Genomic DNA, 12,686 nt, shown 5'->3' on the forward strand with positions numbered 1-12,686 from the left:
TTTTCATGTCTAACCTACCGCAAAACAAGTGTATTCAGGTGGAAACATGAGCGTCGGAGCTTGGCGTTGGTTGTGGTTATGTCTGGTCTGTTTGCCGCTGACGGCGCAGGAGAGCGATCCGGCGCTGGAATTAGCGGATCTGATTGGTGGTAAAGCCCAGTACCAACAGCTCAGTCACCAGGTGCTGGGCGATATGATCCGCAAGCAACCGGCCATGGCCCGCTATCAGGGGGTTGTCCAGCGTTGGGCCAAAGAGTATCTGACCTGGGAGCGGATGCGCGCCGAGCTGGCGCAGACCTATCACAGTCACTTCAGTAGCCCGGAGATCCGGGACATGGTGCTGTTCTTCCGCACCCCGAGCGGGCAGAAGTACGTTCGTTATACACCGCTCCTGCGCGAGGAGATGATCCGTATCGGTCAACGTCTGGCGCGCGAACAGCAGCCGCGACTGATCCAGATGCTGCGCGATGCCGGCGCCAAGGTCGAGGTTCAACAGGCAACCCGACCTCCGGTTTCCAGCCAATAGTCTTCACCGCTCAACTGCTTGGCCGCTTTCTTGGCCTGGGTTAGTTGTTCACTCAGTTGTGTCGCCGTGACACCGCATCCGGGTTGCCAGCCCACCAGACCTATCGCCAACTCCAGTAGTGGAAAAAACCGGGGCTGGCCATCACGATCCAGGCTCTGGATGCCTCCTGCACGCCAATCCTCATCCCGATAATAGTGTTGCCGCACTTGCCGGAGTTCGGCCTGCATCGCCACTATGTGCTGCTCCCAGCCCGGATGACGCAGTAGCAGAATGAAGTCGTCTCCGCCCAGATGACCAATAAAGTTATGCCGTTGGCCAAGGTGTTTGCGCAGCAAGGTGGCAACCAGGGTGATGAGCTGATCGCCGCGGTCATAGCCATAGACGTCGTTATAGGGCTTGAAGAAGTTCAGATCGCAGTAGGCCAGGTGGAAGCGCTCCTGCATCACAATCGCCCGCTCCAGGGCTTGCTGAATGGGCACATTGCCCGGCAGCAGGGTCAGGGGATTGGCGTGCCGGGCCATCTGCAGTTGGTAATGGGTCAGACGGCGCATCAGCTCGCGCACGCTGCCCATGCCCAGATAACGGCCCTCCTCGCAGATGATAAACCAGGCATCCATCTCGTTGCTGTTGTGTTCAATCAGATGCTGGCTGACTTGCAGCACATCGAGTCCGGCATCCACCTGGATCGGTTGATGATCCATCAGGCTGCGTACCGGGCGTTTGGCATACAGGGAATGGCCAAACCGCTCGGCAAAATGGGCCAGCAGGCGATTACGGCGAATGATGCCGATGGCTTTGCCCTGTGGGGTGATCACCGGCAGACAATGCAACTGTTCATCCTGATGAAACAGCTCGAACACCTCCTGGCAGGGTCGCTCCGGCGTCAGGGTGGGCATGGGATGTACCAGTTCGCGCATCGGCGTTTGCTGCTCATGGCCCGTTCCGGTGGCGAGTATCGGCGGCCACGATACGGGGGCGGGCACCGGTTGCGGTCGTCCCAACAGGTAGCCCTGGTAATAGCGAATACCCAGCTGTTGCAGTGCATGCCACTCCTGGAGGGTTTCGACGCCTTCGACGATAAATGCGGTATTCAGCTGGTTCGCCAGCTCCAGCAGGCTGGCGACAAACAGGCGACGTACTGGATCCTCGTGCAGGCTTTGAATGAAATAGCGATCCAGTTTGATAAATTCCGGCGTCAAATCCAGCCAGCGCCGCAGACCGGAGAACGCCGCTCCCAGATCATCCAGCGCCAGAGCTATCCCGGCCTCACGTAACGACGCGGCAACGCTGCGCAGGCTATCGACATCGTTCTGATATTGTTCGGTCAGCTCGATGACCAGGCGTTCGCTGGCTAAACCCTGGTATGCCAGCTGGTCCATCAGTTTCGACACGTCCAGGGCCAGCACAGCGGCGGCGGACAAATTGACAAACAGCCGCCCCTCCAGTTGCAGAGCCATGAACTGGCCGATGGCTAACTCCAGACACAGATGTTCCAGCTCGACGCTGCGTTGGCAGGTTTTTGCCAGATTAAACAAGGCGGTCGCACTGTGGTAGGGGCTGTGCGCTGGCCCCCGGCTTAACGCCTCATGGCCAAGAACTGTATGCTGGTGGGCATCCATGATCGGTTGAAACAGGGTGTGGATATCGGCATTCGCCAGGATGGAATCCAGAGTTGGCATAGAAGGCGGTAACAGGTGAGTGCTAGTGTCTCTGGACGCTAAAAGCTCTGGATGACAGCAAGATGACAAGGCACTCAATACGGCTTGCTCATTGATCCAAAACAAAATTTTTAGGGGCTGGTTATCGGAACGCCATGATGAGAAAGCGGATTGCACAGCCTCAACCATTACCCGGCGAGTATTCTGATATGGTCGGGCATCACGCGGCTTCGGTCAGATCCGGATTACTAATTTTAATGCCTGAAATTAAATCAGCTTCATTCAGGCATATTGTTTCAATCAGGATGGACAAACATATGCCGCCGCTGTTAATTATATTCTGAATTATTTGTTTGGGATGTCAGATTAATAAAAAGTGGATCTTTGTTTAGCTCAACCGTGCTGGTGACGCATAAGCCAAATAACAGCATCGCAATGAATAGAAAATTATTCATGATTGTCATGGCTTTTTTCTTCAATGAAATATAGGTTATCTGCCAGTAAATTAACAGGCTAGGCAATTCTAAATAGCGGTTCCGAATAGTCGCTCACTCACCACATCGACTTAGGTAGCGCTAAGCTGGCCATCCGCGCCAGGGATGGCGCGGTGGAGCCCCCATAGGTGGGTTTACGGCGTGTCAGCGTGCGCTTCCTTGTCGATGGATGGCTATTCGGATCGGTTATTTAGTCTGTACTGGCTGCTTATATTGTAGTCATTGCACATAAGCACGATATAAGTTGCAACCTGGGTGCTTTTATATCTTTGGCTATGATTTTATTGATTATTTTTATATCTCACCTGCCGAGTCCGTTTTTAGTTAATGCATCTATTTGGCGCTATTTATATAAATAGCATGGTGAATCAATGCGGGTGTTTATAATGCGAAATAGACTTTTGTCTTATATTCTTAATTGAATTTATTATTGTCTTATGTGTGTATTTATATGGGTGTTTGTATATGTGTTTATATTTATGCGCTGAAGCTGTGAATTATTTGAATCTCGCGGGTTTGTTCTGCTGGTCATGACATTTTTGTCTATCCAGATCAAAAAAAACCGGTTTACAGGCCGTAAACCGGTTGAGCAAAACATGAAGGGGTAAATCAGTTACTCAAGTGGCACATCAAAGTGGTATTGCATCAAGGTGGTATCGCCTCGTTCGCCGGGCAGGCTAGCGGACTACAACCAAAGCGTCAGGCTTTGACTCAACAGTTGGATCGCAATTTCAATCGAACCGCCGATGGTAATACCGACGATCCAGACGGTGGCTAATCCCCAGTTGCTGTCATCATGGCTGATATTCATAGGTGCTCTCCTCAACATTATTTTGTTAAATCTTTAGCTTCGCACAGGCTGTCATCCCTATATGACACCATCATGACCCTTGGTCATCTGGATGCAAAATCAGATTTGTTCGAAGCTTGTTTGCAATTCTGCTTACTCGATATCACTGATACTCAATATTCAAATGGCATACCAACTTGGTTGATAGGCTTAAAAATTTTTAACCAGTCGCAAGGAATGGGGCTTTATCTGAGCTCAGGGCTGCATATACCAGGCGCCCGGATGGCGTTTGGAGTATCCAATCAACCGATTGCACCGCTTTGGTGAACAACAATGACGCGTTTGAGTCAGTTTCTGACGCCGCTCTACGCCCGCCGCTGAGTTATTACCAAGGCAGCTTGTAACCGTTGGCCGAGAGTTTGCCGTTGACCATGCGCAGACGGGTATTGAGCTGGCCCTGATGATTGCGGGCGATGAAGCCGGCCTGCTGCATGCTGAGCAACAGGTTCTCATCCTCGACAAACAGCGGTGCCAGTGCCTGATCCGCCTCCACACTCAGGGCGCCCTGCAACAGGGAGCGAAAGGAGGCGAGACCATTGAGTTGTGCCATGTCGAAGGGGCGGGAGGTGACCTCGCCATCGGCCTGAAAGTGCCCTTGCTGCAGGCGCAACGTGAAGGGCTCCAGATGCAGATGGAAACCGGAGCGGGTGACCCGATTCAGGGCCGCCAGCCAGGAGGGCTTATCGCTGAAATTGGTAGCGGCACTCATCACCAGCGACTTGTAGCCTTGCTGATCGATGCCGGAGAGCCCCACGCCGAAGGCGAGATCTTCGAGTTCATGACGGGAGGCGCGGTGATTGATACCGAGCAATGCCACGGCTCCCTGCCAGTGCATATCCACCAGTGAGAGCAGTCCCTGGCGATTTTCCCGGACGCTGCCCTCGAGGGTGGCCGCTGTCAGATCCAGTGGGGGTTGGTCTCCTGCACGATAGCTGGCTTCGGCGAGCTGAAGGTTCACATTGGGAATCAACCAGAAATCATGGGAGGGCTGCAGGGTGAGGTGGCCCTGCACGCCATGCAGGGCCAGATCATTATCACGCTGTTGCAGATTGACACCGTTCAGCAGCCACTGCAGCTGGATACGCTGATCGGGCTGCCGGGTCATGGTGACGGTCAGTGGATCCAGGTGCATGCGACTGTCGCTCAGCTGCAGCGTGATACCATCAGCATCCAGTTGTGCGGTGATCTGCTCACTCCAGCCGCGCGCCTGCCAGCGCAGAGAGGGTTCGCCGAGCTGCAATTGACCGTTTTCCAGCAGGGTAGCGAGAGTGCCCCGGTTACTGACCAGTCGCCCTTCGCTGCGGGCATAACCGGGCAGCATCCAGCTATCGATGCGCATGTAGAGCTCCAGCGGTCCCATGCCGGCCAACTGCTGGCTGAGTCCCGTTTGCGCGGGTAGGCCAAGAGCCGTGAGTAGGCTGACCGGATCCACCAGGCTCAGATGCAGTTCGCCGCTGTGGCGGAATAGCCCCTGGTCATAGCTAAACCAGGTGGCCCCCATACCTGGCGTCTTATTCAGCCGCTCGAGCCAGGCCTGGCGCTGATCCTCGTAGCGGGCTCCGGTCTGCAGGGTAAAGACCATGAACAAGACCAACAGCAGGCTGACAGCAACAAGAAAGGGCCAATAGTGTCTGATGGTTCGCATAGCATCCTTGCCAGAGAGATAACCCGGTACGGCCCGAGTCTGTGGCGCTAGGATGCGGCGTTTTTATGACAATTTGATGAAATCTGACTCAAATGGTGCAGATGGGCGGATCTGGGGCTCGGCGTCACACCTGGATCTAGAGCCCCATGACGGAGCGGGTTACTCCTCCTGATCCTGACTCATGTCGTCGAGGGTGAGGGAAAAACTGGGCATAAAGGTATCGAGAAAATATCGCACCGTCGGGGTCATGCGTTGTTCCAGCATTTTTTCCAACCGCCGTTTGGCGACTTCGAATTCGTGGTTGCCAGCCGCCAGCTCTTCGAGGCACTTGCTATAGGCACACAGGGTATCGGCGGCCTTCACCAGCGTGTATTGGTGCGGGTCCTGTTGATCCGAATCCAGCAATGGTCGGAAATCATCGATAAATTCGGCGGGTAGCATATGGAGCAGACGTTGCTCGGCCAGCTTCTCGATCTTCTTGTATTCCGCGGCAATCGCCGGATTGTGGTACTTGATGGGGGTGGGCAGATCGCCAGTCAGGATCTCGGTGGCATCGTGATACAGGGCCAGTACCGCGATGCGATCCGGATTGAGCTGACCGCCAAACTTGCGGTTTTCAATCAGGGCCAACGCATGGGCGACCATGGCCACTTGCAGGCTGTGTTCACTGATATTTTCCGGCTGCACGCTGCGCATCAGCGGCCAACGGTAAATCAGCCGCATCCGCGAGAGTTGGGCAAAAAAATGACTGGAAACCGGCATCAAGACTCCTGAAGGCAAGGATAGGGGTGATGATGAGCCCCATCCAACACGGGTTATTCGACCAGAACCCAGCCTTGCTGGCCATCGGCAACGACGACTTGCTGGGTTTTGCGTTGACTGCCGACCACGGGCAACTTGGTCTCGACTTCGATGGTGCAGGCATAGGCACCCTCTTTTTTATCGCAACCGAGCTTATGCACGGCCACGACTTCAATCTTGCCTTTATCGCCCAGCACCAGGCTGGTGACCTGATTGGCCTGGGTCAGACTCTTCTCGATGGCGGCTTTCAGATCGGCTTCGCTGGGTTCGCCGCAAGCGGTTAACAGCAGGGCGCAACAGGGGAGGAGCAGAAGGCGTTGATAGGACATGAGATTCTCGGCATGGAAAGCTGTGGCGCCACAGTATCATCTGCAGCGGGCAAAAAAAACCGGGGCCAGCAAATCGCCCGCCCCGGTGGTTTCGTAACGACCTACTGGTGGTAGGTCTTGAGGAAGCGGGCCAGACGGCCGATGGCGTCCTGCAAGATCTCTTCCTGGGGCAAGAACACCAGCCGGAAGTGGTCGGGGGAAGGCCAGTTAAACCCTGTGCCCTGAACCACGAGCAGCTTCTCTTGTTGCAGCAGATCAAACACCAGCTTCTGGTCATCCTTGATCGGGTAGACCTTGGGATCCAGCCGCGGGAACATGTAGAGCGCGCCCTTGGGTTTGACACAGGAGACACCGGGGATCTGGTTGATCAGCTCCCAGGCCAGATCCCGCTGTTTACGCAGGCGGCCACCCGGCAGGATCAGCTCGTTGATGCTCTGGTAACCGCCCAGTGCTGTCTGGATGGCAAATTGCATCGGCACGTTGGCGCAGAGGCGCATGGACGCCAGCATCTCCAGACCGTCGATATAGCCGCGGGCATGTTGTTTCGGGCCGCTGACCATCATCCAACCCTGGCGGAAACCACAGGCCCGATAAGCCTTGGACAAGCCATTGAAGGTCACCACCAGCACATCGTCACACAGGGTGCAGATACTGTGATGGGCTATATCGTCATAGATGATCTTGTCGTAAATTTCGTCGGCGAAAATGATGAGCTTGTTCTGGCGCGCAACCTCAATCACTTCCAGCAGGAACTCGGTGCTGTAGACGGCGCCGGTCGGATTGTTGGGGTTGATGAGCACTATACCCCGGGTCTTAGGGGTGATCTTCTTCTTGATATCGTCGATATCTGGATACCACTCGGCCTGCTCATCACAGATGTAGTGCACCGGATGGCCGCCGGAGAGGGTGACGGCGGCGGTCCACAAAGGGTAGTCCGGAGCCGGAACCAGCATCTCGTCGCCATTGTTCAGCAGCGCTTGCATGGCCATCACGATCAGTTCGGAAGCGCCGTTGCCGACGTAGATGTCATCCACATCGGCCTTACGCAGACCTTTTTGCTGGTAGTGCTGGGCGATCGCCTTGCGGGCCGCGAACAGCCCCTTGGAATCACAGTATCCCTGGCCCTGGGAGATGTTGACGATCACATCCTTGATGACCTCTTCCGGGGCATCAAAACCAAAGGGGGCGGGATTACCGATGTTGAGTTTCAGAATGCGGTGCCCTTCGTCTTCCAGACGGCGAGCCTCTTTATGCACTGGACCGCGAATGTCATAACAGACATTGTCCAGTTTGTGTGCTTTATCAATCGAATACATCTGTGCCTCTGCAATACCGGAGGAGACATACTCCAATCGTCTCCAAGGGCACCTATTCTTCCCCCTCATGGCCTGTGTGACAACCATGGATCCAGATATTTTTTCAGTGTGAGTGGCGACTAAATTGTCTTTATGACAAATATATGACCGCATTTATTTGTAATATTGGATGTATGTGCTGTTGTGGCAATTCAGGTGCGTGACCTGTACTGGCTGGGAGCCTGGCGATGGCGGGATCCTCTATTGCCGAATTGGTGCAATTGTTGGGGCCGGATCCGGTCGTTGGGCCTCATGGTGGGACAAAAACGGTCATGAGTGGCGGGAAAGGTGTGCTGCAGCTGTTGTAGTCCGGGGCAGGCTCTCCACCGCAAAACCGGTGGAGAGCCGGGTTGTTTAGTCTGCGCTAATCGGTGATCTGCAGCGGCTGTTCGCGATAAATCTGCTCCAGCACGGCTCGCTCGAATTTGTAATGGGGAGAGGCAATACGGTGGGCCTTCAAGGCCTGGCGTACCTTGGGAGGAAATGTCAGGCCGTTGACCATCACCACGAAGGCCTTACGTTGCCCTGAGGCGGTGGTCATAAACCCGGCCAGATTGGATACGTTTTGCAGGGTACCGGTTTTGGCGGTCACATTCTTCACCAGCGGTGGCATCTGCACGCTGCCGCGCGAACCCAGGGTCCCGCTCATTCCGGCGACGGGCAGCTTCTCGATGAGCTGCAATTGGTCATTGTTGCGGGCGATGAAATCCAGCACTTCCAGCATCTGGCTGGCCTTGATCAGGTTGTGGGCCGAGAGTCCTGAGCCATCGGCCAACAGCGCCGAGCCCAGATCGATGCCGGCTTTGGTGCGCAGAATTTCGCGAATGGCATCGGCGCCGCTGGCATAACTGGCTGGGCGTTTGAAGTAGAGGTGTCCCAGGGCGCGGGCGATGCTGTCGGCAATCAGGTTGTCCGATTTTTTCAGCATCCGGTCCAGCAATTTACCCAGTGGAGCCGAGGGCACATGGGCCAGTTCGACCAGATTGGGGGGCGTCTTGCGGACCGAATACACGGTGCCACTGACGGTCAGGCCAGCCCGTTTAGCGGCCCAATCAGTAATGCTGATGCCCCAGACCGTTGGATCCTGCACCGCAAAGGAGAGGGGCCAGGGTTTGTTTTTTTGCGCCGGAATACAACCGGTCAGATGGTAGTTGTTGCCGGAGTCGAGATTGACCTCCAGCTCGCAGCCCGAGTAGTAGTCATTGAGTGTGACGACCTGCGCTTCACTGGTGATGGTGATAGGTTGGCCGGTTTTGATCATCGGTTGAGCAATTTGCCCGACTTGATCGGCCTGTAATTGGGCATAGACACAGTTGCGATCGATGATGACAGCCGACGCTGGAGCCGTGAAGCAGACTGGCAGATCATTCCACGACCAGCCATTGCCGCGGTCATAACCGGCATAGTTGCTGACATCCAGCAAGATATCACCATTGATTTGGGTCACGCCCTGCTGGCGCACATAGGCCAGCAAGTTGATCAGCGTTTGGCGGGTCAGATCCGGAGCGCCGTTGAACTCCAGTACCAGATTGCCCTGCAGCACTCCGCCATTGGCCTTGGCTTGTGCCATGGCGCCATTTTCTGCCAGCAGGCGGGTCTTGAATTGCCAATCCAGACCCAGATAGAGAGCGGCCGCCGTGGCGGTCAGCACTTTTTGCGTCGAGGCGGGGATCATAAAGGCATCGGTATGCACCCCCTGGATCGAGGCTTGTCCTGGCGTTTTGTAAGCCACGGCAACCCGGGCGCCTTCTGGAACCGGGATCGCCGCGTGAGCCGCCAGGGCGCCGAACAGACTTGCCGCCAACAGGGCAGGGCGTAGCAATGAGATCAACAACTTCATGGTAGAACCTCGGTTACAGGGCGTAAGCAGTACGAAAGCGGCCCTGATAATCAAAAATTTTCTCGGTAATGCGCCAGACATGCCCCTGCTTGCGGGCAATGACGAAATCTGGATGGCGCAACAACGGCTCGGCTTCGAGTACGCTGGCGAGGGTTTGTAGTTGGGGTTGCAACCCCGGCGCGCGCCAATGGCGCGCAATCAACTGCTGGTTCAGTCGTTGCAGGCTGCCCGCACTGTCAAAACTGAAACGTTCACTCAGTTCGGCGCCGTCTTCATCGTGATAGGTGACGAGCAGTTGTTCACGGCCCTGTTTACGATTGGCTTGCAAGCTCATGCCGGCACAGCGGATGACTTTGGCGTCTTTGAGCGCCAATGCCGCCTTGAGCTGATCATCGGCATCGTGCAGCACGGCATCGCAGCTGTGGCAGCGTCGCGCGGCGATATCGTTGGCTGCACCACAGTGGCCGCAAATTTTAGCCCGGAAACGATAATCGCAAAATTCGCGATGTCCACCTTCATCTTCAAAAAAACCGTGACATTGACGGCCAAAATGTTCAATCACCTCGCCATTGGTGCCCAATCGACCCCAAAATTGATTGGCAAAGCCACAGGCCGGACACAGCACCTGGACAGGTACCGTATCCGCCGCCGGTTTGGGCTCGCCAATTTCCGGGGCAAACAGGTCATAGGCATTACCGGCGTAATCCAGGATCAGGCACTCCTGTTTCTGCTCGGCCAGACGCAGACCGCGACCGATGATCTGCTGATACAAGGAGAGGGATTCGGTAGGCCGCAGCACAACGATCAGATCGACATGGGGGGCATCAAAGCCCGTGGTCAGCACCGCCACATTGACCAGAAACTTGAGTGTTCGTGCCTTGAAGGAGTCGATCAGTCGATCCCGCTCCGGTAACGGGGTTTCTCCGGTGATGAGAGCCGCTGTACCATCCGGCAGCAAGCCGGTCACTTCCCGCGCGTGCTCGACCGTGGCGGCGAAGATCATGACGCCGTGTCGATCCTGCGCGTACTCGATGATTTGGCGGACAATATGTGGTGTGACCCGGGTCTGGCGTTTGAGCTCGCGTTCGATATCGGCATCGCTGAACAGACCGTTTTCCCGAGGCAATAACCGGCTGAAATCATAATGGACGGCGGGTGCATCTATGAGTCGGGGCGGGGTCAGATAGCCCTGTTTGATCATCTGCCGCAGCGGTAGCTCGAAGATGCAATCGGCAAAGAATCGCGGCTCCGTGGTCCGGACCATGCCGCGGTAGTGGTAGTTGTAGATGTAGCCCAGGCCGAGGCGATAGGGGGTGGCGGTGAGACCGAGGATCTTCAGTGCCGGATTGTGGCTTTTGAGATGAGCGATCAGCTGATGATACTGGCTATCCTCTTCCTCTCCGACCCGGTGACATTCATCGATGATCACCAGGGATACGGGTTCGCTAAAGCGTGGCAGATTGCGGGCGACCGACTGGATGGAGCCGAAGACCACGCGGCGCAGGTTCTCTTTTTGTCCTAATCCGGCGGAGAAGAGATCGGCCTGCAATCCCTCCTGCAGGCCCAGCGCCTGATATTTGCCATGATTTTGCGCCACCAACTCTTTGACATGGGCCAGTACCAGTACCCGTCCTTTGGCCTTGCGGGCCAATTCGGCGATGACCAGACTCTTACCCGCTCCGGTGGGAAGCACCAGCACGGCGGGGGTGCTGCGGCGCCGAAAATGATGGATAACCGCATCCACGGCTTGCTGTTGATAGGGTCTGAGCTGGTACATGGTCTGTTCCGTACAGGCTTTGAAAACAGCGAAAGGGGGCATTATAGGAGCCCGGGATCGCGCTGCAACTGATCCGACATCACAAGTGGTTGGGAATCATGTATCATTTGCCACGATTTTCCAAAACCGACTGACTAGAGAACCGACCATGATCATTACCCCCAAGGTACGTGGCTTTATCTGCACCACCACTCATCCGGCCGGCTGTGAAGCCAATGTTCGCCAACAGATCGCCTACATCAAGAGCAAAGGCAAACTGGAACAGGGTCCCAAGCGCGTGCTGGTGATCGGTGCCTCTACCGGCTATGGCCTGTCGTCACGCATTACGGCGGCGTTTGGTTCCGATGCGGCGACCATCGGTGTGTTTTTCGAAAAGCCGGGTACCGACAAGAAGACCGGCAGTGCGGGTTGGTACAATGCCGCCGCTTTTGACAAGGCCGCCAAAGAGGCTGGTCTGTATGCCAAGAGCATCAACGGCGATGCCTTCTCCCATGCCTGCCGCGATCAGGTTATCGAGCTGATTAAACAGGATCTGGGTCAAGTCGATCTGGTGGTCTATTCACTGGCCTCGCCGGTGCGCAAGCTGCCGGATACTGGTGAAGTGATCCGCTCGGCGCTCAAACCGATTGGTGAGGTCTACAAGACCACGGCCATCGACACCAATAAAGATGTCATCGTCGAAGCCGAAGTCGAACCTGCCACGGACGAAGAGATCGCCAGCACCATCAAGGTGATGGGTGGTGAAGATTGGGAGCTGTGGATCAACGCTCTGGAAGCGGCCGGCGTGCTGGCCGATGGCGCCAAGAGTGTGGCTTATAGCTACATCGGCACCGATTTGACCTGGCCGATCTACTGGCATGGCACCCTGGGCCGCGCCAAGGAAGATCTGGACCGCGCCAGTGCGGCCATCAACACCAAGCTGGCTACTCATGGTGGCAGTGCTTATGTGGGCGTGCTCAAGTCGGTGGTGACTCAGGCTTCGGCCGCTATTCCGGTGATGCCACTGTACATTTCCATGTCGTTCCAGATCATGAAGCAGATGGGCCTGCACGAAGGTTGCCTGGAGCAGATCCAGCGTCTGTTCTGGACCCGCCTCTACTCAGGCGAGCCGACCCCGACCGATGAGAAGGGTCGTATTCGTATGGATGACTGGGAGCTGCGTGATGATGTGCAGCAAGCGTGTCGCGATCTGTGGCCGCAAATCACCAGCGAAAATCTGTCCCAATTGACCGATTACCAAGGCTACAAGGATGAATTCCTCAAGCTGTTCGGTTTTGGCTGGGCGGGTGTGGACTACGACGCTGACGTGGCCACCGAAGTCAACTTCGATGTGATCGAGCTGGCATAAGCGGATCGCAGCGCTTAATTGCTCATGACTCGAAACAACGCCCTCCATTGGAGGGCGTTGTTT

11 protein-coding genes are annotated in these 12,686 nt (G+C 55.8%); 3 read left to right on the forward strand and 8 right to left on the reverse strand.

Annotated features, from left to right (window positions below; all coding sequences use genetic code 11):
- Positions 1–46: 46 nt before the first annotated feature.
- Entirely contained in the window at positions 47–526 is a 480-nt protein-coding gene (locus ACZYUB_RS03455) for a DUF2059 domain-containing protein (protein WP_463945572.1), read from the forward strand.
- On the opposite strand, the gene ACZYUB_RS03460 is transcribed toward ACZYUB_RS03455, so the two are convergent.
- Positions 490–2,205 carry a bifunctional diguanylate cyclase/phosphodiesterase gene (locus ACZYUB_RS03460; RefSeq protein ID WP_463945574.1) on the reverse strand — a complete coding sequence of 572 codons (1,716 nt, stop codon included), beginning with the start codon at positions 2,203–2,205 and terminating at the stop codon, positions 490–492. The two genes, ACZYUB_RS03455 and ACZYUB_RS03460, sit on opposite strands and share 37 nt — an antisense overlap.
- A 1,158-nt stretch (positions 2,206–3,363) precedes the next feature.
- Positions 3,364–3,489: a hypothetical protein gene (locus ACZYUB_RS03465; protein WP_463945576.1), complete on the reverse strand. Its 126-nt coding sequence runs from the start codon at positions 3,487–3,489 to the stop codon at positions 3,364–3,366.
- A gap of 72 nt (positions 3,490–3,561) precedes the next feature.
- On the opposite strand from ACZYUB_RS03465, the gene ACZYUB_RS03470 reads away from it, so the two are divergent.
- The gene (locus ACZYUB_RS03470; protein ID WP_463945578.1) at positions 3,562–3,795 is read left to right on the forward strand and encodes a hypothetical protein; all 234 of its coding nucleotides are present in this window, start codon (positions 3,562–3,564) and stop codon (positions 3,793–3,795) included.
- Positions 3,796–3,853: 58 nt separating this feature from the next.
- On the opposite strand, the gene ACZYUB_RS03475 is transcribed toward ACZYUB_RS03470, so the two are convergent.
- From ACZYUB_RS03475 to ACZYUB_RS03500, 6 genes are all read right to left on the reverse strand, one after another.
- Positions 3,854–5,173 carry a DUF945 family protein gene (locus ACZYUB_RS03475; protein WP_463945580.1) on the reverse strand — a complete coding sequence of 440 codons (1,320 nt, stop codon included), beginning with the start codon at positions 5,171–5,173 and terminating at the stop codon, positions 3,854–3,856.
- Between the two features lie 159 nt (positions 5,174–5,332).
- On the reverse strand, positions 5,333–5,935 hold the full coding sequence (yfbR, locus tag ACZYUB_RS03480; RefSeq protein WP_463945582.1) for a 5'-deoxynucleotidase: 603 nt from the start codon (positions 5,933–5,935) through the stop codon (positions 5,333–5,335).
- Between the two features lie 53 nt (positions 5,936–5,988).
- Positions 5,989–6,303 (reverse strand): hypothetical protein, encoded by a 315-nt coding sequence (locus ACZYUB_RS03485; RefSeq protein WP_463945584.1) that lies wholly within the window; start codon positions 6,301–6,303, stop codon positions 5,989–5,991.
- 101 nt (positions 6,304–6,404) lie between these two features.
- Positions 6,405–7,619 (reverse strand): pyridoxal phosphate-dependent aminotransferase, encoded by a 1,215-nt coding sequence (locus ACZYUB_RS03490; RefSeq protein ID WP_463945586.1) that lies wholly within the window; start codon positions 7,617–7,619, stop codon positions 6,405–6,407.
- A 403-nt stretch (positions 7,620–8,022) separates the two neighbouring features.
- The gene (gene dacB / locus ACZYUB_RS03495; protein ID WP_463945587.1) at positions 8,023–9,498 is read right to left on the reverse strand and encodes a D-alanyl-D-alanine carboxypeptidase/D-alanyl-D-alanine endopeptidase; all 1,476 of its coding nucleotides are present in this window, start codon (positions 9,496–9,498) and stop codon (positions 8,023–8,025) included.
- Positions 9,499–9,511: 13 nt separating this feature from the next.
- On the reverse strand, positions 9,512–11,275 hold the full coding sequence (locus ACZYUB_RS03500) for a DEAD/DEAH box helicase (RefSeq protein ID WP_463945589.1): 1,764 nt from the start codon (positions 11,273–11,275) through the stop codon (positions 9,512–9,514).
- 148 nt (positions 11,276–11,423) lie between these two features.
- On the opposite strand from ACZYUB_RS03500, the gene fabV reads away from it, so the two are divergent.
- A complete protein-coding gene (fabV, locus tag ACZYUB_RS03505) occupies positions 11,424–12,623 on the forward strand; it encodes an enoyl-ACP reductase FabV (RefSeq protein WP_463945591.1) in 1,200 nt (399 codons plus the stop codon).
- The last annotated feature ends 63 nt before the right edge of the window (positions 12,624–12,686 follow it).

This window comes from Pseudaeromonas sp. HNCC25DJ182 (assembly GCF_055413365.1).

What these genes read in the sequence shown, in the direction of transcription:
- ACZYUB_RS03455 (WP_463945572.1), top strand. Translation starts at nt 47, where the DNA reads ATGAGCGTCGGAGCTTGGCGTTGGTTGTGGTTATGTCTGGTCTGTTTG.
- ACZYUB_RS03460 (WP_463945574.1), bottom strand. Translation starts at nt 2,205, where the DNA reads ATGCCAACTCTGGATTCCATCCTGGCGAATGCCGATATCCACACCCTG.
- ACZYUB_RS03485 (WP_463945584.1), bottom strand. Translation starts at nt 6,303, where the DNA reads ATGTCCTATCAACGCCTTCTGCTCCTCCCCTGTTGCGCCCTGCTGTTA.
- ACZYUB_RS03470 (WP_463945578.1), top strand. Translation starts at nt 3,562, where the DNA reads ATGACCCTTGGTCATCTGGATGCAAAATCAGATTTGTTCGAAGCTTGT.
- ACZYUB_RS03465 (WP_463945576.1), bottom strand. Translation starts at nt 3,489, where the DNA reads ATGAATATCAGCCATGATGACAGCAACTGGGGATTAGCCACCGTCTGG.
- dacB (WP_463945587.1), bottom strand. Translation starts at nt 9,498, where the DNA reads ATGAAGTTGTTGATCTCATTGCTACGCCCTGCCCTGTTGGCGGCAAGT.
- ACZYUB_RS03490 (WP_463945586.1), bottom strand. Translation starts at nt 7,619, where the DNA reads ATGTATTCGATTGATAAAGCACACAAACTGGACAATGTCTGTTATGAC.
- ACZYUB_RS03475 (WP_463945580.1), bottom strand. Translation starts at nt 5,173, where the DNA reads ATGCGAACCATCAGACACTATTGGCCCTTTCTTGTTGCTGTCAGCCTG.
- yfbR (WP_463945582.1), bottom strand. Translation starts at nt 5,935, where the DNA reads ATGCCGGTTTCCAGTCATTTTTTTGCCCAACTCTCGCGGATGCGGCTG.
- ACZYUB_RS03500 (WP_463945589.1), bottom strand. Translation starts at nt 11,275, where the DNA reads ATGTACCAGCTCAGACCCTATCAACAGCAAGCCGTGGATGCGGTTATC.
- fabV (WP_463945591.1), top strand. Translation starts at nt 11,424, where the DNA reads ATGATCATTACCCCCAAGGTACGTGGCTTTATCTGCACCACCACTCAT.